The organism is Achromobacter animicus (genome assembly GCF_040775605.1).
Taxonomy (GTDB): domain Bacteria; phylum Pseudomonadota; class Gammaproteobacteria; order Burkholderiales; family Burkholderiaceae_B; genus Achromobacter; species Achromobacter animicus.
Genome location: NZ_JAYGJK010000001.1, coordinates 791122 through 811800 on the forward strand (window position 1 = coordinate 791122; position 20679 = coordinate 811800).

Here is a 20679-nt window from a genome sequence, read left to right on the forward strand (position 1 = left end):
AGCTTCCCCGGGTGCGTTCGCCATGTCCGCGCCCCGACGGCCGACAGGAGACACTGACCATGCCGCACAACGAACGTTCCCGCCACATTACCGAAGGCGTCGCGCGCGCACCCAATCGCGCCATGTACTACGCGCTGGGCTACAAAGAAGCAGATTTCCAGAACCCCATGATCGGCGTGGCCAACGGCCATTCGACGATCACGCCCTGTAATAGCGGCCTGCAACGGCTGGCCGACGCCGCCATCGACGCGATCCGCGCGTCACGCGCCAATCCGCAGGTGTTCGGCACGCCCACCATTTCCGATGGCATGTCCATGGGCACCGAAGGCATGAAGTACTCGCTGGTGTCGCGCGAGGTCATCGCCGACTGCATCGAAACCGCCGCGCAAGGCCAGTGGATGGATGGCGTCGTCGTCATCGGCGGATGCGACAAGAACATGCCCGGCGGCATGATCGCCTTGGCGCGCACCAACGTGCCGGGCATCTATGTTTACGGCGGCACCATCAAGCCAGGCCGCTACAAGGGCAACGATCTCACCATCGTGTCCGTGTTCGAGGCCGTTGGCGAATACACCATGGGCCGCATGCCCGAAGAAGATTTCAAGCAGATCGAGAAATGCGCGATTCCCGGCTCGGGCTCCTGTGGCGGCATGTACACCGCCAATACGATGAGCTCGGCATTCGAAGCCATGGGCATGAGCCTGCCGTATTCCAGCACGATGGCCAACGAAGACGAGGAAAAGGTCACATCGGCCGCCGAGTCCGCGCGTGTGCTGGTCGACGCGGTCAAGCGCAATCTGCGCCCGCGCGACATCATCACGCGCGAAGCCATCGAGAACGCGGTGTCCGTCATCATGGCCACGGGCGGCTCCACCAACGCGGTGCTGCATTTCCTGGCCATCGCGCACGCCGCTGAAGTGCCGTGGACCATCGACGACTTTGAACGCATCCGCCGGCGCGTGCCCGTGCTGTGCGACCTGAAGCCGTCCGGCAAGTACGTGGCTACCGACCTGCATCGTGCCGGCGGCATCCCGCAAGTCATGAAGCTTCTGCTCAACGCGGGCCTGCTGCATGGCGATTGCATCACCATCACGGGCAAGACCATCGCGGAAACGTTGGCCGACGTACCCGACGTGCCGCGCGCGGATCAGGACGTCATCATGCCGATCGATCGCGCGCTCTATCCGCAGGGGCACCTCGCTATCCTGAAGGGAAATCTCTCGCCGGAAGGCTGCGTCGCAAAGATCACTGGGCTGAAGAACCCCGTCATCACGGGACCCGCACGCGTGTTCGATTCCGAAGACGACGCGATGACGGCCATCATGGCGCAGCAGATCCGCGACGGCGACGTCGTCGTCATCCGCTACGAAGGCCCGAAGGGCGGTCCGGGCATGCGTGAGATGCTGGCGCCCACGTCCGCGCTTGTGGGGCAGGGGCTGGGCGAAACCGTGGGTCTCATCACAGACGGCCGTTTTTCCGGCGGCACCTGGGGCATGGTGGTGGGCCACGTCGCGCCCGAAGCGTACGTGGGCGGTCCCATCGCCCTCATCCAGGAAGGCGATTCGGTTACCATCGATGCCCACAAGCTGCTGCTGCAGCTCAACATCAGCGACGAAGAGATGGCGTCTCGTCGCCAGGCCTGGGTCCAGCCCAAGCCGCGTTATACACGCGGTGTGCTTGCCAAGTTCGGCAAGCTCGCCAGCACCGCCAGCCGTGGGGCAGTAACCGATGCGTTTGAAGATTAGTCTGTTGTTGGCCGCGGCCGGCGCCCTGGGCGCTGGCGCGGTGCATGCGCAAACCACTGGCCTGGATCTGGCCAAGAGCAAGGCCTGCATGGCCTGTCATCAGGTGGAAGCCAAACGGGTCGGGCCGCCCTTGAAGAGCGTGGCGGAACGATACGCGGGGCAGGGCGACGCCATGGTGGATTACCTGGCGGGCAAGATCCGCGGCGGTGGCCGCGGCGCCTGGGGGGCGGTGCCCATGCCCGCCCAGACCCACGTCACGCCTGAAGACGCCCGTGCTTTGGCCGAATGGATCTTGTCGCTGGCGCCGGCAAAGCAGTAGCCTTATTCTTATGCCCCGGCACCAAGCCGGGGGCGCCGGCCGCGCGCAGCGGCCGTCTACAGCAAAGGAATCGTCATGGCAGAACAACCATCACCGGGCAATGAAGTCGCCGTACTTGGCGGCGGTTGCTTCTGGTGCGTCGAAGCAGTGTTTGTCGATCTGCGCGGGGTCAAGAGCGTCTTGCCGGGCTACGCGGGCGGACACGTCGACAATCCCAGCTATGAACAGGTCTGCGGCAAGGACACCGGCCACATCGAAGTCGCGCGCATCGAATTCGATCCGGCCGAACTCTCTTACAGCGATCTGCTGCGCGTCTTTTTCGCCACCCACGATCCCACCACCCCGGGTCGCCAGGGCAACGATATCGGCCCGCAGTACGAGTCCGCCATCTTCTGGCAGAACGAATCGCAGCGCGAGCAGGCCGAAGCCGTCATCGCCGAGGTCGATGCGCAGAAAGTCTACGATGCGCCCATCGTGACCAAGCTGCTGGCGCCGGCGCATTTCTGGCAGGCCGAGGACTATCACAGCAATTATTTCGCCTTGCATCCCGAGCAAGGCTATTGCCAGTTTGTGATTGCGCCCAAGGTCGCCAAATTCCGTAAGCAATTTCAGGATCGCCTGAAGCGCTGAGCGGCGGCAATCGTTTCGCGTGACTGAAGGCCCCGTACGGCGGAAAGGGTTCCGCCGATCAAAGCGGGGCCTTCTCGCATGTGGGGCTTTTTTCCACGCGGTCCTTTTCCCGATGCGTCGCGTGTCAGATTGACGATCGCCCAAAGAAAAACCCCACTTCGCAGCGGGGTTTTGGGCAAGCTTGGTAGACGCACGCCTGGCGCCCGTCTGCAAGCCTTATTCCACGGTCTTCACAACGCCACGGCGCATCTGGTCCAGCTCGATGGATTCGAACAGGGCTTTGAAGTTGCCCTCACCAAAGCCGTCGTTGCCCTTGCGCTGGATGATCTCAAAGAAGATCGGACCGATCTGGTTTTCGGTGAAGATCTGCAGCAGCAGTCCGCCGTCCGGCGCGCCATCCAGCAGGATCCGGTTCTTCTGCAGGCGATCCACGTCTTCGCCGTGGTTCGGCATGCGGCGATCCAGCAGTTCGTAGTAGGTCTCCGGCGTGTCCAGAAACACGACGCCCGTCTCGCGCAGCGCTTCTACCGTCGCATAGATGTCATCGGTCGCCATGGCGATGTGCTGGATGCCTTCGCCGCGGTACAGATCCAGGTATTCCTGAATCTGGCCTTTCTCGTCGGTGCCTTCCTCGTTGATGGGAATGCGGATATTGCCGCAAGGCGACGTCATCGCCTTGGACTTCACGCCCGTCACCTTGCCTTCGATGTCGAAGTAGCGCACCTCGCGGAAGTTGAACAGGCGCTCGTAGAACTCCGACCATTCGGCCATGCGGCCCTTGTGCACGTTGTGCGTCAGGTGGTCGACCAGCGTCAGGCCCGCGCCGCGCCAGTTGACGTCGGTCTGCGCATTGGCCGGATCCAGCGGAATGAAGTCCACGTCGTAGATGCTGATGTCGCCAATGCCGCCGTGGCCTTCCTTGCCGGCCCAGCGGTCCACCAGATAGATCAGCGAATCGCCAATGCCCTTGATGGCAGGAATGTTCAGTTCCATCGGCCCGCTATGGGAATCAAAGCCCCACGCGCCCAGTTCCAGCGCACGCTTGTAGGCGGCGTTGGCGTCCTGCACCCGAAAGCCAATCGCACAGATCGACGGGCCATGCAGGCGAGCAAATCGTTGAGCGAAGGAATCGGGCTCGGCGTTGATCAGGAAGTTCACGCCGCCTTGGCGGTACAGCGTCACGTCCTTGTGGCGATGCTTGGCAATGGCCTTGAAGCCCAGCAACTCAAACACCTTGCGCAGCGCGGCGGGGTCCGGCGCGGCATATTCAATGAACTCGAACCCGGCGGTGCCCATCGGGTTGTCCCAGGGTTGGAAAGCGCTGCTCATAAGTCTGCTCCCTTGCATGTTTTGTGAGGACGACTTGTTCTTCAAGTCTAGACGCAGATTGTAGGTACGAAGACCGGGCAGACAATTGCAAAGATGGCGCGAAAGGCGGTGACTTGAGCAATAATATTGCTCATTTTCGAATCAGAGGGGTTGAAGATGTCCGGAATTGAGCTAGACAGGACAGATCTAAGGATTCTGGCTGAACTGCAGCGCGACGGACGCCTCAGCAATCAGGAGTTGGCGGACCGGGTCTCGCTGTCGCCCAGCCCCTGCCTGCGCCGAGTGCGGCGTCTTGAAGAGCAGGGCTTCATCAAGAAATACGTGGCGCTCATCGACGCGGCCAAGGTAGGCCTCGGGCTGCTCGCGTACGTCAATATCCGCCTGAACAAGCACAGCGGATCCAGTCACGCACCCATGAGCGACTTCGCACGCGACGTCCAGCTCTGGCCGGAAGTCGTCGAGTGCTACGCCATGTCCGGCGACATGGACTATCTGCTTCGCATCCAGGTCGCCGATCTGGCGCACTTCTCGCGCTTCGCCATGGATACCCTCATGCGCCACCCGGCGGTGGTGGACATGCGTTCCTTCTTCGCGCTCCAGCAGATCAAGGAAACGACGGAGCTTCGTATATAGACTCAATGAGCGGGGCGGGTGCCGCCGTCGAGGGCATCCCCGTACCTTCTATCTATATAGAGGCGAGCCCGCACGCTCTATATAGATAGATACCGAAGAGCGCCGCCTCAGCGGCTTGCCCGCAACTGCGTCCCCAAAAAGAATCACATTTCTGCAAAATGGGTGTCATGCTGATCGCACACGCCAAATTTCTGTGCTATAGTCTCGCTCCTTCGCTGCTCCAACAGTTTTGAACAGCGAAGCCAAGCAAGTGCAACAGGTTCGTGGGTTTCCCCGGCCTGCCGCAAAGGCAGTCAGAAATGAGGCTAAGCGGTTATTGCAAAGATCGACGCAAATCAGGCAGAAGCCAGTTGCAAGATCTGCAAAAATTGTGCTATAGTCTTGGGCTTGGCTGGTGATGACGAATCAGGGTTTACCCGAATCGATGTTTCAGCCACCTGTGCGGTAACCAGCCTTCGGGTTTCCCGAAGCCGCTTGAAAGTTGAGCGGGGTTGCAAGATGCGGTGCAAATCAGGCAGAAGCCAGTTGCACAATCTGCAAAAGCTGTGTTATAGTAGAGGGCTTGGCGGTTGCCGAAAAATTAGGGTTTACCCTGACGTTTCGATAGTCGCTAAGCGCTGAGAAATCAGCGCCTCGATTTTGAAGTTAAGTAGTACAGAATTTAGTAAGACCGCTCTTTAACAATTAAACAACCGATAAGTGTGGGCGCTTGATGCGAGTGCAGCGGTTTGGGTTTCGGCCTGGATCGCAAGCACAAGAAATCAAGTGCTCACTAGAAGTGAAGTACCTTAGACGTCAAGTTTAAGAACATACCTCACTTCCTTTGAGTAGCGACGTATGACCTGGTTTGGATTTATTCAGACCAAGAATACGAAACAAATACAGAGATTAAACTGAAGAGTTTGATCCTGGCTCAGATTGAACGCTAGCGGGATGCCTTACACATGCAAGTCGAACGGCAGCACGGACTTCGGTCTGGTGGCGAGTGGCGAACGGGTGAGTAATGTATCGGAACGTGCCTAGTAGCGGGGGATAACTACGCGAAAGCGTAGCTAATACCGCATACGCCCTACGGGGGAAAGCAGGGGATCGCAAGACCTTGCACTATTAGAGCGGCCGATATCGGATTAGCTAGTTGGTGGGGTAACGGCTCACCAAGGCGACGATCCGTAGCTGGTTTGAGAGGACGACCAGCCACACTGGGACTGAGACACGGCCCAGACTCCTACGGGAGGCAGCAGTGGGGAATTTTGGACAATGGGGGAAACCCTGATCCAGCCATCCCGCGTGTGCGATGAAGGCCTTCGGGTTGTAAAGCACTTTTGGCAGGAAAGAAACGTCGTGGGTTAATACCCCGCGAAACTGACGGTACCTGCAGAATAAGCACCGGCTAACTACGTGCCAGCAGCCGCGGTAATACGTAGGGTGCAAGCGTTAATCGGAATTACTGGGCGTAAAGCGTGCGCAGGCGGTTCGGAAAGAAAGATGTGAAATCCCAGAGCTTAACTTTGGAACTGCATTTTTAACTACCGAGCTAGAGTGTGTCAGAGGGAGGTGGAATTCCGCGTGTAGCAGTGAAATGCGTAGATATGCGGAGGAACACCGATGGCGAAGGCAGCCTCCTGGGATAACACTGACGCTCATGCACGAAAGCGTGGGGAGCAAACAGGATTAGATACCCTGGTAGTCCACGCCCTAAACGATGTCAACTAGCTGTTGGGGCCTTCGGGCCTTGGTAGCGCAGCTAACGCGTGAAGTTGACCGCCTGGGGAGTACGGTCGCAAGATTAAAACTCAAAGGAATTGACGGGGACCCGCACAAGCGGTGGATGATGTGGATTAATTCGATGCAACGCGAAAAACCTTACCTACCCTTGACATGTCTGGAATGCCGAAGAGATTTGGTAGTGCTCGCAAGAGAACCGGAACACAGGTGCTGCATGGCTGTCGTCAGCTCGTGTCGTGAGATGTTGGGTTAAGTCCCGCAACGAGCGCAACCCTTGTCATTAGTTGCTACGAAAGGGCACTCTAATGAGACTGCCGGTGACAAACCGGAGGAAGGTGGGGATGACGTCAAGTCCTCATGGCCCTTATGGGTAGGGCTTCACACGTCATACAATGGTCGGGACAGAGGGTCGCCAACCCGCGAGGGGGAGCCAATCCCAGAAACCCGATCGTAGTCCGGATCGCAGTCTGCAACTCGACTGCGTGAAGTCGGAATCGCTAGTAATCGCGGATCAGCATGTCGCGGTGAATACGTTCCCGGGTCTTGTACACACCGCCCGTCACACCATGGGAGTGGGTTTTACCAGAAGTAGTTAGCCTAACCGCAAGGAGGGCGATTACCACGGTAGGATTCATGACTGGGGTGAAGTCGTAACAAGGTAGCCGTATCGGAAGGTGCGGCTGGATCACCTCCTTTCAGAGCTTATGTGCTCGTGTTAAGCGTCCACTCTTATCGGTTGTTTGTTGTAGCTGGCGTCATTGGTTTGGCGCAGCGTAGAAACTAACTGATAGCGCTGCTTGCAGCGCTATCAGTTGGGTTTTACCCAACAGCTACATTTGTTCTTTAACAATCTGGAAGAAGCACAACGAAAATGTGTTCATCAAGTAATCGGCATTGCTGATGAAGATGGGCACGGGTTGTGATTGCATTATTTTTGTTCCAAGTTCTCAAGACTGGGGTGCAAACCTCAGACTGCTTTGAAACTTATGAACGGCACAAACGCTAATACTCAGGTCCTATAGCCTACAGCGTTATAGGATCAAGCGACTAAGTGCATATGGTGGATGCCTTGGCGATCACAGGCGATGAAGGACGTAGTAGCCTGCGAAAAGCTGCGGGGAGCTGGCAAACAAGCTTTGATCCGCAGATATCCGAATGGGGAAACCCACTGCAGCAATGCAGTATCCCTAGCTGAATACATAGGCTAGTGGAAGCGAACCGGGTGAACTGAAACATCTCAGTAGCTCGAGGAAAAGAAATCAACCGAGATTCCGAAAGTAGTGGCGAGCGAAATCGGATGAGCCTTTACGTTTTAGCGCGCAGGATAGTCGAACGGAATGGAAAGTCCGGCCGTAGCAGGTGATAGCCCTGTAGACGAAATTCTGTGCGTGGAACTAAGCGTAAGACAAGTAGGGCGGGACACGTGAAATCCTGTTTGAAGATGGGGGGACCATCCTCCAAGGCTAAATACTCGTGATCGACCGATAGTGAACCAGTACCGTGAGGGAAAGGCGAAAAGAACCCCGGAAGGGGAGTGAAATAGATCCTGAAACCGTATGCATACAAACAGTAGGAGCCTCCTTGTGGGGTGACTGCGTACCTTTTGTATAATGGGTCAGCGACTTACATTCAGTGGCAAGGTTAACCGAATAGGGAAGCCGTAGCGAAAGCGAGTCCGAATAGGGCGAATTAGTCGCTGGGTGTAGACCCGAAACCAGATGATCTATCCATGGCCAGGTTGAAGGCACGGTAACACGTGCTGGAGGACCGAACCCACTAATGTTGAAAAATTAGGGGATGAGCTGTGGATAGGGGTGAAAGGCTAAACAAATCTGGAAATAGCTGGTTCTCTCCGAAAACTATTTAGGTAGTGCCTCAAGTATTACTGCGGGGGGTAGAGCACTGTTATAGCTAGGGGGTCATGGCGACTTACCAAACTATGGCAAACTCCGAATACCCGCAAGTACAGCTTGGGAGACAGAGCACCGGGTGCTAACGTCCGGACTCAAGAGGGAAACAACCCAGACCGCCAGCTAAGGTCCCAAATTATCGCTAAGTGGGAAACGAAGTGGGAAGGCATAGACAGTCAGGAGGTTGGCTTAGAAGCAGCCATCCTTTAAAGAAAGCGTAATAGCTCACTGATCGAGTCGTCCTGCGCGGAAGATGTAACGGGGCTAAGCGATAAACCGAAGCTGCGGGTGTGCACTTTTAGTGCACGCGGTAGGAGAGCGTTCTGTAAGCCTGCGAAGGTGGCTTGTAAAGGCTGCTGGAGGTATCAGAAGTGCGAATGCTGACATGAGTAGCGATAAAGGGGGTGAAAAGCCCCCTCGCCGTAAGTCCAAGGTTTCCTGCGCAACGTTCATCGGCGCAGGGTGAGTCGGCCCCTAAGGCGAGGCAGAGATGCGTAGCTGATGGGAAGCTGGTTAATATTCCAGCACCGTCGTACAGTGCGATGGGGGGACGGATCGCGGAAAATCATCAGGGTGTTGGATGTCCCTGTTGCTGTATCGAAGATGGCGCTTAGGCAAATCCGGGCGCGTAAATCAAGGGTATGGCACGAGCGAGCATTGCTTGCGAAGTGATCGGAAGTGGTTCCAAGAAAAGCCTCTAAGCTTCAGCTGTACGAGACCGTACCGCAAACCGACACAGGTGGACGGGATGAATATTCCAAGGCGCTTGAGAGAACTCAGGAGAAGGAACTCGGCAAATTGATACCGTAACTTCGGGAGAAGGTATACCCCGGTAGTGTGAAGCGCCTGCGCGCTTAGCATGATGGGGTCGCAGAGAATCGGTGGCTGCGACTGTTTATTAAAAACACAGCACTCTGCAAAGACGAAAGTCGACGTATAGGGTGTGACGCCTGCCCGGTGCCGGAAGGTTAAGTGATGGGGTGCAAGCTCTTGATCGAAGCCCCGGTAAACGGCGGCCGTAACTATAACGGTCCTAAGGTAGCGAAATTCCTTGTCGGGTAAGTTCCGACCTGCACGAATGGCGTAACGATGGCCACACTGTCTCCTCCTGAGACTCAGCGAAGTTGAAGTGTTTGTGATGATGCAATCTACCCGCGGCTAGACGGAAAGACCCCATGAACCTTTACTGTAGCTTTGCATTGGACTGTGAACCGGCCTGTGTAGGATAGGTGGGAGGCTTTGAAGCGTGGTCGCTAGATCACGTGGAGCCATCCTTGAAATACCACCCTGGTTTGTTTGCGGTTCTAACCTTGGTCCGTTATCCGGATCGGGGACAGTGCATGGTGGGCAGTTTGACTGGGGCGGTCTCCTCCCAAAGTGTAACGGAGGAGTTCGAAGGTACGCTAGGTACGGTCGGAAATCGTGCTGATAGTGCAATGGCATAAGCGTGCTTGACTGTGAGACTGACAAGTCGAACAGGTGCGAAAGCAGGACATAGTGATCCGGTGGTTCTGAATGGAAGGGCCATCGCTCAACGGATAAAAGGTACTCTGGGGATAACAGGCTGATACCGCCCAAGAGTTCATATCGACGGCGGTGTTTGGCACCTCGATGTCGGCTCATCTCATCCTGGGGCTGTAGCCGGTCCCAAGGGTATGGCTGTTCGCCATTTAAAGAGGTACGTGAGCTGGGTTTAAAACGTCGTGAGACAGTTTGGTCCCTATCTGCCGTGGGCGTTGGATACTTGACGGAGCCTGCTCCTAGTACGAGAGGACCGGAGTGGACGTACCTCTGGTGTACCGGTTGTCATGCCAATGGCATTGCCGGGTAGCTAAGTACGGAAGAGATAACCGCTGAAGGCATCTAAGCGGGAAACTCGTCTGAAGATTAGGTATCCCGGGGACTTGATCCCCCTGAAGGGTCGTTCGAGACCAGGACGTTGATAGGTCGGGTGTGGAAGCGCAGTAATGCGTTAAGCTAACCGATACTAATTGCCCGTGAGGCTTGATCCTATAACACTGATGGTTATTGACCTGGTGATATAGCGTTCCAAGTGTCGTTCAATACAAAATACTGGCTGCACCGTCAGCAGCCAGCCAACACAATTACACCCCACTGTGCGTCGATCATCGAGCCCTAACGCTCTGATCGCCACACGTTGCGCTTCTTCCAAGATTGGAGCAGTTGCCTGAACCGCAACCGCTCAACCAGTTACGCCTGACGACCATAGCAAGGTGGTACCACTCCTTCCCATCCCGAACAGGACAGTGAAACGCCTTTGCGCCGATGATAGTGGACGGACGTCTGTGAAAGTAGGTCATCGTCAGGCTTTTATTGCGCAAACCCCCACAGGTAAGCCTGTGGGGGTTTGTTTTTAGTGAGAACCTATGTTCCATGTTGCTGAAACGGAGATCCTCCAGCTCGGCGACAGTGCAGAACAGAGTGCAAGTCAGGCAGAAGCCGGTTGCATTCACTGCAAAAATAGTGATATAGTTTCGGGCTTGGCTGCTACCGAAAAATCTAGGGTTTACCCTGACGTTTCGATAGCTGCTAGGGCAGGGCGAAAGTCCTGGCGAGACCTGAAGAGGTCGCAGCAAGAAAGCAAAGCAAAATGCGAAGCTGACTTGACAAGCGATAAAAACTTCTTCATAATCTCGTTTCTCTGCTGCAACGACAGCGACGACGCGAAAGCGAAGTTGGCCGAAGTCGAAGGCAGGAACCAGTGGTACAGAATTTAGCAGTACCGCTCTTTAACAATTAAACAACCGATAAGTGTGGGCGCTTGATGCGAGTGCAGCGTTTTGGGTTTCGGCCTGGATCGCAAGCACAAGAAATCAAGTGCTCACTAGAAGTGAAGTACCTTAGACGTCAAGTTTAAGAACATACCTCACTTCCTTTGAGTAGCGACGTATGACCTGGTTTGGATTTATCCGGACCAAGAATACGAAACAAATACAGAGATTAAACTGAAGAGTTTGATCCTGGCTCAGATTGAACGCTAGCGGGATGCCTTACACATGCAAGTCGAACGGCAGCACGGACTTCGGTCTGGTGGCGAGTGGCGAACGGGTGAGTAATGTATCGGAACGTGCCTAGTAGCGGGGGATAACTACGCGAAAGCGTAGCTAATACCGCATACGCCCTACGGGGGAAAGCAGGGGATCGCAAGACCTTGCACTATTAGAGCGGCCGATATCGGATTAGCTAGTTGGTGGGGTAACGGCTCACCAAGGCGACGATCCGTAGCTGGTTTGAGAGGACGACCAGCCACACTGGGACTGAGACACGGCCCAGACTCCTACGGGAGGCAGCAGTGGGGAATTTTGGACAATGGGGGAAACCCTGATCCAGCCATCCCGCGTGTGCGATGAAGGCCTTCGGGTTGTAAAGCACTTTTGGCAGGAAAGAAACGTCGTGGGTTAATACCCCGCGAAACTGACGGTACCTGCAGAATAAGCACCGGCTAACTACGTGCCAGCAGCCGCGGTAATACGTAGGGTGCAAGCGTTAATCGGAATTACTGGGCGTAAAGCGTGCGCAGGCGGTTCGGAAAGAAAGATGTGAAATCCCAGAGCTTAACTTTGGAACTGCATTTTTAACTACCGAGCTAGAGTGTGTCAGAGGGAGGTGGAATTCCGCGTGTAGCAGTGAAATGCGTAGATATGCGGAGGAACACCGATGGCGAAGGCAGCCTCCTGGGATAACACTGACGCTCATGCACGAAAGCGTGGGGAGCAAACAGGATTAGATACCCTGGTAGTCCACGCCCTAAACGATGTCAACTAGCTGTTGGGGCCTTCGGGCCTTGGTAGCGCAGCTAACGCGTGAAGTTGACCGCCTGGGGAGTACGGTCGCAAGATTAAAACTCAAAGGAATTGACGGGGACCCGCACAAGCGGTGGATGATGTGGATTAATTCGATGCAACGCGAAAAACCTTACCTACCCTTGACATGTCTGGAATGCCGAAGAGATTTGGTAGTGCTCGCAAGAGAACCGGAACACAGGTGCTGCATGGCTGTCGTCAGCTCGTGTCGTGAGATGTTGGGTTAAGTCCCGCAACGAGCGCAACCCTTGTCATTAGTTGCTACGAAAGGGCACTCTAATGAGACTGCCGGTGACAAACCGGAGGAAGGTGGGGATGACGTCAAGTCCTCATGGCCCTTATGGGTAGGGCTTCACACGTCATACAATGGTCGGGACAGAGGGTCGCCAACCCGCGAGGGGGAGCCAATCCCAGAAACCCGATCGTAGTCCGGATCGCAGTCTGCAACTCGACTGCGTGAAGTCGGAATCGCTAGTAATCGCGGATCAGCATGTCGCGGTGAATACGTTCCCGGGTCTTGTACACACCGCCCGTCACACCATGGGAGTGGGTTTTACCAGAAGTAGTTAGCCTAACCGCAAGGAGGGCGATTACCACGGTAGGATTCATGACTGGGGTGAAGTCGTAACAAGGTAGCCGTATCGGAAGGTGCGGCTGGATCACCTCCTTTCAGAGCTTACGTGCTCGTGTTAAGCGTCCACTCTTATCGGTTGTTTGATATAGCTGGGATCAGTTGTAGGCTTGGGTCGAGGGAATCTTCCCTGGGTCTTCAGCTTCCTGACTACTGATCCGAGAAGGTTTTGGGTCTGTAGCTCAGTCGGTTAGAGCACCGTCTTGATAAGGCGGGGGTCGTTGGTTCGAATCCAACCAGACCCACCAGGTATTTCGCGATGTGCGGAATATGGGGGTGTAGCTCAGCTGGGAGAGCGCCTGCTTTGCAAGCAGGATGTCATCGGTTCGATCCCGTTCACCTCCACCATTGATTCTCATTGATCGCCGGTGGCGATGTAGAGGCCAACTCATAGTGTCGTATCTCACGGTGTTATGAGTTGGGTTTTACCCAACAGCTATATTTGTTCTTTAACAATCTGGAAGAAGCACAACGAAAAGGTGTTCATCGAGTAATCAGCATTGCTGATGAAGATGGGCACGGGTTGTGATTGCATTATTTTTTGTTCCAAGTTCTCAAGACTGAGGTGATAAGCCTCAGACTGCTTTGAAACTTATGAACGGCACAAACGCTAATACTCAGGTCCTATAGCCTACAGCGTTATAGGATCAAGCGACTAAGTGCATATGGTGGATGCCTTGGCGATCACAGGCGATGAAGGACGTAGTAGCCTGCGAAAAGCTGCGGGGAGCTGGCAAACAAGCTTTGATCCGCAGATATCCGAATGGGGAAACCCACTGCAGCAATGCAGTATCCCTAGCTGAATACATAGGCTAGTGGAAGCGAACCGGGTGAACTGAAACATCTCAGTAGCTCGAGGAAAAGAAATCAACCGAGATTCCGAAAGTAGTGGCGAGCGAAATCGGATGAGCCTTTACGTTTTAGCGCGCAGGATAGTCGAACGGAATGGAAAGTCCGGCCGTAGCAGGTGATAGCCCTGTAGACGAAATTCTGTGCGTGGAACTAAGCGTAAGACAAGTAGGGCGGGACACGTGAAATCCTGTTTGAAGATGGGGGGACCATCCTCCAAGGCTAAATACTCGTGATCGACCGATAGTGAACCAGTACCGTGAGGGAAAGGCGAAAAGAACCCCGGAAGGGGAGTGAAATAGATCCTGAAACCGTATGCATACAAACAGTAGGAGCCTCCTTGTGGGGTGACTGCGTACCTTTTGTATAATGGGTCAGCGACTTACATTCAGTGGCAAGGTTAACCGAATAGGGAAGCCGTAGCGAAAGCGAGTCCGAATAGGGCGAATTAGTCGCTGGGTGTAGACCCGAAACCAGATGATCTATCCATGGCCAGGTTGAAGGCACGGTAACACGTGCTGGAGGACCGAACCCACTAATGTTGAAAAATTAGGGGATGAGCTGTGGATAGGGGTGAAAGGCTAAACAAATCTGGAAATAGCTGGTTCTCTCCGAAAACTATTTAGGTAGTGCCTCAAGTATTACTGCGGGGGGTAGAGCACTGTTATAGCTAGGGGGTCATGGCGACTTACCAAACTATGGCAAACTCCGAATACCCGCAAGTACAGCTTGGGAGACAGAGCACCGGGTGCTAACGTCCGGACTCAAGAGGGAAACAACCCAGACCGCCAGCTAAGGTCCCAAATTATCGCTAAGTGGGAAACGAAGTGGGAAGGCATAGACAGTCAGGAGGTTGGCTTAGAAGCAGCCATCCTTTAAAGAAAGCGTAATAGCTCACTGATCGAGTCGTCCTGCGCGGAAGATGTAACGGGGCTAAGCGATAAACCGAAGCTGCGGGTGTGCACTTTTAGTGCACGCGGTAGGAGAGCGTTCTGTAAGCCTGCGAAGGTGGCTTGTAAAGGCTGCTGGAGGTATCAGAAGTGCGAATGCTGACATGAGTAGCGATAAAGGGGGTGAAAAGCCCCCTCGCCGTAAGTCCAAGGTTTCCTGCGCAACGTTCATCGGCGCAGGGTGAGTCGGCCCCTAAGGCGAGGCAGAGATGCGTAGCTGATGGGAAGCTGGTTAATATTCCAGCACCGTCGTACAGTGCGATGGGGGGACGGATCGCGGAAAATCATCAGGGTGTTGGATGTCCCTGTTGCTGTATCGAAGATGGCGCTTAGGCAAATCCGGGCGCGTAAATCAAGGGTATGGCACGAGCGAGCATTGCTTGCGAAGTGATCGGAAGTGGTTCCAAGAAAAGCCTCTAAGCTTCAGCTGTACGAGACCGTACCGCAAACCGACACAGGTGGACGGGATGAATATTCCAAGGCGCTTGAGAGAACTCAGGAGAAGGAACTCGGCAAATTGATACCGTAACTTCGGGAGAAGGTATACCCCGGTAGTGTGAAGCGCCTGCGCGCTTAGCATGATGGGGTCGCAGAGAATCGGTGGCTGCGACTGTTTATTAAAAACACAGCACTCTGCAAAGACGAAAGTCGACGTATAGGGTGTGACGCCTGCCCGGTGCCGGAAGGTTAAGTGATGGGGTGCAAGCTCTTGATCGAAGCCCCGGTAAACGGCGGCCGTAACTATAACGGTCCTAAGGTAGCGAAATTCCTTGTCGGGTAAGTTCCGACCTGCACGAATGGCGTAACGATGGCCACACTGTCTCCTCCTGAGACTCAGCGAAGTTGAAGTGTTTGTGATGATGCAATCTACCCGCGGCTAGACGGAAAGACCCCATGAACCTTTACTGTAGCTTTGCATTGGACTGTGAACCGGCCTGTGTAGGATAGGTGGGAGGCTTTGAAGCGTGGTCGCTAGATCACGTGGAGCCATCCTTGAAATACCACCCTGGTTTGTTTGCGGTTCTAACCTTGGTCCGTTATCCGGATCGGGGACAGTGCATGGTGGGCAGTTTGACTGGGGCGGTCTCCTCCCAAAGTGTAACGGAGGAGTTCGAAGGTACGCTAGGTACGGTCGGAAATCGTGCTGATAGTGCAATGGCATAAGCGTGCTTGACTGTGAGACTGACAAGTCGAACAGGTGCGAAAGCAGGACATAGTGATCCGGTGGTTCTGAATGGAAGGGCCATCGCTCAACGGATAAAAGGTACTCTGGGGATAACAGGCTGATACCGCCCAAGAGTTCATATCGACGGCGGTGTTTGGCACCTCGATGTCGGCTCATCTCATCCTGGGGCTGTAGCCGGTCCCAAGGGTATGGCTGTTCGCCATTTAAAGAGGTACGTGAGCTGGGTTTAAAACGTCGTGAGACAGTTTGGTCCCTATCTGCCGTGGGCGTTGGATACTTGACGGAGCCTGCTCCTAGTACGAGAGGACCGGAGTGGACGTACCTCTGGTGTACCGGTTGTCATGCCAATGGCATTGCCGGGTAGCTAAGTACGGAAGAGATAACCGCTGAAGGCATCTAAGCGGGAAACTCGTCTGAAGATTAGGTATCCCGGGGACTTGATCCCCCTGAAGGGTCGTTCGAGACCAGGACGTTGATAGGTCGGGTGTGGAAGCGCAGTAATGCGTTAAGCTAACCGATACTAATTGCCCGTGAGGCTTGATCCTATAACACTGATGGTTATGACCTGGTGATATGGCGTTCCAAGTGTCGTTCAATACAAAATACTGGCTGCACCGTCAGCAGCCAGCCAACACAATTACACCCACTGTGCGTCGATCATCGAGCCCTAACGCTCTGATCGCCACACGTTGCGCTTCTTCCAAGATTGGAGCAGTTGCCTGAACCGCAACCGCTCAACCAGTTACGCCTGACGACCATAGCAAGGTGGTACCACTCCTTCCCATCCCGAACAGGACAGTGAAACGCCTTTGCGCCGATGATAGTGGACGGACGTCTGTGAAAGTAGGTCATCGTCAGGCTTTTATTGCTCAAAACCCCGCAGGTATCCCCTGCGGGGTTTTGTCTTTAGTGAGAGACCAGGCCGTTGCGCTGGAGGTTGATTGCGCGATTGGCGCGAACCCTTCCGCGGCTGTAAGCGCCAGGTCCCATTGCAGTAAACCGTAGTGCCCAACAGTGTCAAAGCGGCACTTAAGTAAGACCCAAGATTCGAACGATTGACCCTGGCGTCAATTGCTCAAGCAGCTACGCTTGACGACCATAGCAAGGTGGTACCACTCCTTCCCATCCCGAACAGGACAGTGAAACGCCTTTGCGCCGATGATAGTGGACGGACGTCTGTGAAAGTAGGTCATCGTCAAGCTCTTATCCTCAAAGCCCCACCGGTACCCGGTGGGGCTTTGTCTTTGGTGCGTCACTGGCCTGCAAGCCGCGCCAATGCTGAATGTGCCCAAATAACAACGCGCGTGGGCGGGGTGGCTTTGTGCGGTAAGATTGTTCGAGTCAATTCGTTGGAGCGTTATCGTGAGTGATCCCCAGACCCCCGTGCCCGGTACGACATTGGACCTTCGCACGTTGACCCACGTGGCCTATGGCTTGTATGCCTTGGGCTTTCTGACGAGTGGATTTCTGGGCATTGCCACGATCGCGGCTGTTGTGCTCATGTACCTCAAGCGGTCTGACGCGGCCGGCACCGTCTACGCCGGCCATTTCGACTGGCTGCTGCGTACGTTCTGGTGGGCGTTGCTGTGGCTTGCCATCAGTGGGATCGCGACGCTCATCTTCATCGGCTGGATCGGCGTGGCGGCAACCATTGTGTGGGTGCTGTATCGCCTGATACGCGGTTGGCTGTCGCTGCTGGAAGGCACTGCGCCCACGTCTTACGCCTGAGTCCAGGCTGTACCCTCGGAAAGGCCGGCAGTGATGCCGGCCTTTTTGCATGCGCCTCGTGTGACGCGCGAGAACATGCGCGCGGATGGTTCTTGGCTCGCGTGTGCACTCAATGGAATCGGAAAGGACGCGGGCGGGCGCCTCGTTTAGGAGCGGGGCGCTGAGCTCGATTTAGTTGAGTGCGACGCGCAGGACGCATTCAGAGGCGGCGCGTGCGCCTATCGACGTCGCGTGTGCCGGAGGGGCCATTGAAGTGCGTGAGCATGCAGCTTGTCGGCTTGCAAAGGCGCACCAGCGCTGACGATCAGGCGAGAGCGTCGCTATTGAAATCGGGCGGGGATGTCCACGGACGTGGCAATGGGGAACTGCGAGGAGGGGGCTTGCTTGGTGGCGTCGAGCTCGCCCGGCCGTAAGCCAGGGCGTCGCGACAATCCAAAGGCAGGGACGTACGCCGTACGCCCTTTGCCTGCTTACTTCAGATGTGCGTTGACCAGTTTGGTCAGTTCGAACATCGTGACCTGATCCTTGCCGAAGATCGGGCGCAGCTTGGCATCGGCGTTGATGTTGCGCTTGTTGCTGGCATCTTGCAGGTTGTGCTTCTTGATGTATTCCCAGATCTTCTTGGTGACCTCGGTACGCGGCACGGCTTCCGAGCCGATGACAGCGGCCAATTCGGCGCTGGGGGTCAGCGGCTTCATGAATGCAGCGTTCGGCTTGCGCGCGGTCGCGGGTTTGGAGGTTGTGGCCATAATGCGGCGCTCCTTCTCTGGCTGTTGGAAAAATTGTCCTGCGGCCGGAGCATAACGTGTCTCTACACTAAAGACAAAGGCATTTATCCTCTGTAGCAACTAAAATGCACCGACTGTCCCCTCTCTCACGTCATTCTGTAACGTCCTATGTACGCACGTTCTCCGTTGGAATCGATTCGGCTTTTTCATGACGAATTGACGGCGCTCCGGCGCGATTTGCATGCCCATCCAGAACTCGGTTTTGAAGAGGTCAGAACGTCCGGCATCGTCGCGGGTGCGCTGGAAGCGTTGGGCATCGAAGTGCACCGCGGTATCGGTAAGACGGGCGTGGTGGGCGTGATCCGCGGCAAGCGCTGCGACAGCGGCCGCATGATTGGATTGCGGGCCGACATGGACGCGCTGCCCATGACGGAAGACAACACGTTCGGCCACAAGTCGACCAAGCCGGGACTGATGCACGGATGCGGGCACGATGGTCATACCGCAGTGCTGATCGGCGCGGCGAAGTACCTGGCGCAGACCCGCAACTTCGACGGCACGGCGGTGTTGATTTTCCAGCCGGCCGAAGAAGGACGCGGCGGTGCGCGCGCCATGCTGGAAGACGGTTTGTTCGACACGTTCCCTTGCGATGCGATCTATGCCTTGCACAACTGGCCGGGCCTCAAACCTGGCACGATCGGCATCAACCCCGGACCGATGATGGCGGCGGCCGATCGCTTCGAGATCCTGATCACGGGGCGGGGCGGTCACGGTGCGCATCCCTATCAGACGATCGATCCGGTAACGATCGCGGGTCAGATCATCACCGCGTTGCAGACCATCGTATCGCGCAATGTGAATCCGCTGGATTCGGCGGTGCTGTCGATCGGGTCGGTGCAGGCCGGGCATCCGGGCGCGATGAGCGTGATTCCGCGCGAGGCGCGCATGGTGGGCACGGTGCGCACGTTTCGCAAGTCCGTGCAGGAGATGGTCGAGACGCGCATGCGCGAGCTGGTGAGTGCCATTGCCGGCGCTTTTGGCGGCACCGCTGAAGTGGTGTACGAGCGCATCTACCCCGCGACGCTGAATACGCCGCAGCACGCCAACCTGGTGGCCGACATCGCGACCGAGATGATCGGCAAGGAAAACGTGGTGCGCGACCTGGTACCCTCGATGGGTTCCGAAGACTTTTCATTCATGTTGCAGGCCAAGCCGGGCGCCTACTTCCGTCTTGGCCAAGGCGGCGCCGATTCCGGTTGCCTGCTGCACAACCCGCATTTCGATTTCAACGATGCCGTCATACCCCTGGGCAGTGCGATGTTCTGCGCGCTTGCTGAACGGGGCATGCCGCTGGCAGATTAAGAAGCCTTCCATGTCTACTCAAAGCACGACTCAACTCACCATCACCCGCCCTGACGACTGGCATCTGCATTTGCGCGATGGCGCGGCGCTTGAAGCCGTGGTCGGCGATACGGCGCGCCAGTTCGCGCGCGCAATCATCATGCCGAACCTGAAGCCGCCGGTCACGACGACGGAACAGGCTTTGGCCTATCGAGGCCGCATCCTGGAAGCGCTTGGCAAGTCGGGCGTCAATCCGGCGTCGTTCACGCCCCTGATGACGCTGTACCTGACTGACAACACGCCCGCTGAAGAGATTGTGTGCGCGCATGAGTCGGGCCATGTCTACGCCGTCAAGCTGTATCCCGCCGGCGCCACGACCAACTCGGACGCGGGCGTGACCGATCTGCTGGGCAAATGCACGAAGGCGCTGGAAGCCCTGCAGAAATGCGGTATGCCGCTGTTGGTGCATGGCGAAGTGACGGATCCGTCGATTGACGTGTTCGATCGCGAAGCCATTTTCGTGGAGCGTGTGATGAAGCCGTTGCGGCGCGCCTTCCCCGCCCTGAAGGTCGTGTTCGAACACATCACGACCAAGGAAGGCGCGGAGTACGTTCGCGATGCGGAAGGTCCGATTGCCGCGACGATCACACCGCAGCACATGCTCTACAACCGCAATGCCATCTTCCAGGGCGGCGTGCGGCCCCACTGGTATTGCCTGCCGATTTTGAAGCGCGAGACGCACCGTCTTGCGCTGGTCGAGGCGGCGACCAGCGGCAGCCCGCGTTTTTTTCTGGGCACGGATAGCGCGCCGCACGCGCGCGGTCTGAAGGAACACGCCTGCGGCTGTGCTGGCTGCTACACCGCATTGCATGCCATGGAGCTTTATGCGACCGCGTTCGAGGCCGCCGGCAAGCTCGACAAGCTGGAAGGGTTTGCCAGCTTCCATGGCCCCGACTTCTACGGTCTGCCTCGCAATACCGGCACGTTGACGCTGTCGCGCGAGACCTATCAGGTGCCGGAAGAGTTGGCGTTCGGCAACACGACGCTGGTCCCGCTGGCGGCGGGCGAGGCGCTGGAGTGGCGCGCTCACGTCTGAGGACGATCGCGGCTGGCGCCGCATGCAAATGAAAAAGGGGTGAGCGGCTGTGCCG

Annotated in this window: 9 protein-coding genes, 2 tRNA genes and 7 rRNA genes; 16 read left to right on the plus strand and 2 right to left on the minus strand. The window is 56.3% G+C overall.

Features of this window, described 5'->3' with window-relative positions:
• The first annotated feature begins 59 nt into the window (after nucleotides 1-59).
• From ilvD to msrA, 3 genes are all read left to right on the plus strand, one after another.
• Nucleotides 60-1745, plus strand: coding sequence for a dihydroxy-acid dehydratase (gene ilvD / locus AB3147_RS03530; RefSeq protein WP_367351425.1), 1686 nt, complete (start codon nucleotides 60-62; stop codon nucleotides 1743-1745).
• The gene (locus AB3147_RS03535; RefSeq protein WP_175125326.1) at nucleotides 1729-2064 is read left to right on the plus strand and encodes a c-type cytochrome; all 336 of its coding nucleotides are present in this window, start codon (nucleotides 1729-1731) and stop codon (nucleotides 2062-2064) included. The genes ilvD and AB3147_RS03535 overlap by 17 nt, the downstream gene beginning before the upstream one ends.
• A gap of 75 nt (nucleotides 2065-2139) precedes the next feature.
• Nucleotides 2140-2694 carry a peptide-methionine (S)-S-oxide reductase MsrA gene (msrA, locus tag AB3147_RS03540; protein ID WP_367351426.1) on the plus strand — a complete coding sequence of 185 codons (555 nt, stop codon included), beginning with the start codon at nucleotides 2140-2142 and terminating at the stop codon, nucleotides 2692-2694.
• Between the two features lie 216 nt (nucleotides 2695-2910).
• Here the strand turns inward: msrA and hppD are convergent, their stop codons facing one another.
• Nucleotides 2911-4023, minus strand: a complete 1113-nt coding sequence (gene hppD / locus AB3147_RS03545; RefSeq protein WP_175186401.1) for a 4-hydroxyphenylpyruvate dioxygenase — start codon at nucleotides 4021-4023, stop codon at nucleotides 2911-2913.
• A gap of 156 nt (nucleotides 4024-4179) precedes the next feature.
• On the opposite strand from hppD, the gene AB3147_RS03550 reads away from it, so the two are divergent.
• The 11 genes from AB3147_RS03550 to AB3147_RS03600 all read left to right on the plus strand — a co-directional run bounded on the left by AB3147_RS03550 (nucleotide 4180) and on the right by AB3147_RS03600 (nucleotide 17459).
• A complete protein-coding gene (locus AB3147_RS03550) occupies nucleotides 4180-4656 on the plus strand; it encodes an Lrp/AsnC family transcriptional regulator (RefSeq protein ID WP_056566859.1) in 477 nt (158 codons plus the stop codon).
• Nucleotides 4657-5546: 890 nt separating this feature from the next.
• Nucleotides 5547-7077, plus strand: a 16S ribosomal RNA gene (locus AB3147_RS03555).
• A gap of 341 nt (nucleotides 7078-7418) precedes the next feature.
• Nucleotides 7419-10303 (plus strand): 23S ribosomal RNA (locus tag AB3147_RS03560).
• 204 nt (nucleotides 10304-10507) lie between these two features.
• Nucleotides 10508-10620 (plus strand): 5S ribosomal RNA (gene rrf / locus AB3147_RS03565).
• A 634-nt stretch (nucleotides 10621-11254) separates the two neighbouring features.
• Nucleotides 11255-12785, plus strand: a 16S ribosomal RNA gene (locus tag AB3147_RS03570).
• Nucleotides 12786-12917: 132 nt separating this feature from the next.
• Nucleotides 12918-12994 (plus strand) — tRNA-Ile (locus AB3147_RS03575).
• A gap of 24 nt (nucleotides 12995-13018) precedes the next feature.
• Nucleotides 13019-13094 (plus strand) — tRNA-Ala (locus AB3147_RS03580).
• A 297-nt stretch (nucleotides 13095-13391) separates the two neighbouring features.
• Nucleotides 13392-16276, plus strand: a 23S ribosomal RNA gene (locus tag AB3147_RS03585).
• A gap of 202 nt (nucleotides 16277-16478) precedes the next feature.
• A 5S ribosomal RNA gene (rrf, locus tag AB3147_RS03590) occupies nucleotides 16479-16591 on the plus strand.
• 228 nt (nucleotides 16592-16819) lie between these two features.
• Nucleotides 16820-16932, plus strand: a 5S ribosomal RNA gene (gene rrf, locus AB3147_RS03595).
• The 16S, 23S and 5S rRNA genes sit together here with 2 tRNA genes alongside, the layout of an rRNA operon.
• A 161-nt stretch (nucleotides 16933-17093) precedes the next feature.
• Nucleotides 17094-17459, plus strand: a complete 366-nt coding sequence (locus tag AB3147_RS03600) for a DUF4870 family protein (RefSeq protein ID WP_056569333.1) — start codon at nucleotides 17094-17096, stop codon at nucleotides 17457-17459.
• Between the two features lie 470 nt (nucleotides 17460-17929).
• Here AB3147_RS03600 and AB3147_RS03605 read toward each other — a convergent pair whose 3' ends face one another.
• The gene (locus tag AB3147_RS03605; protein WP_006217453.1) at nucleotides 17930-18208 is read right to left on the minus strand and encodes an SWIB/MDM2 domain-containing protein; all 279 of its coding nucleotides are present in this window, start codon (nucleotides 18206-18208) and stop codon (nucleotides 17930-17932) included.
• A gap of 147 nt (nucleotides 18209-18355) precedes the next feature.
• Here AB3147_RS03605 and AB3147_RS03610 point away from each other — a divergent pair, with 147 nt between their 5' ends.
• Nucleotides 18356-19549, plus strand: a complete 1194-nt coding sequence (locus tag AB3147_RS03610; protein ID WP_056569330.1) for a M20 aminoacylase family protein — start codon at nucleotides 18356-18358, stop codon at nucleotides 19547-19549.
• Entirely contained in the window at nucleotides 19545-20624 is a 1080-nt protein-coding gene (gene pyrC / locus AB3147_RS03615) for a dihydroorotase (protein WP_175139424.1), read from the plus strand. Before AB3147_RS03610 ends, pyrC begins: the two co-directional genes overlap by 5 nt.
• Nucleotides 20625-20679: the final 55 nt, after the last annotated feature.

Coding starts and splice junctions, on each gene's coding strand:
- ilvD (WP_367351425.1), top strand. CDS start 60: ATGCCGCACAACGAACGTTCCCGCCACATTACCGAAGGCGTCGCGCGC.
- AB3147_RS03535 (WP_175125326.1), top strand. CDS start 1,729: ATGCGTTTGAAGATTAGTCTGTTGTTGGCCGCGGCCGGCGCCCTGGGC.
- msrA (WP_367351426.1), top strand. CDS start 2,140: ATGGCAGAACAACCATCACCGGGCAATGAAGTCGCCGTACTTGGCGGC.
- hppD (WP_175186401.1), bottom strand. CDS start 4,023: ATGAGCAGCGCTTTCCAACCCTGGGACAACCCGATGGGCACCGCCGGG.
- AB3147_RS03550 (WP_056566859.1), top strand. CDS start 4,180: ATGTCCGGAATTGAGCTAGACAGGACAGATCTAAGGATTCTGGCTGAA.
- AB3147_RS03605 (WP_006217453.1), bottom strand. CDS start 18,208: ATGGCCACAACCTCCAAACCCGCGACCGCGCGCAAGCCGAACGCTGCA.
- AB3147_RS03610 (WP_056569330.1), top strand. CDS start 18,356: ATGTACGCACGTTCTCCGTTGGAATCGATTCGGCTTTTTCATGACGAA.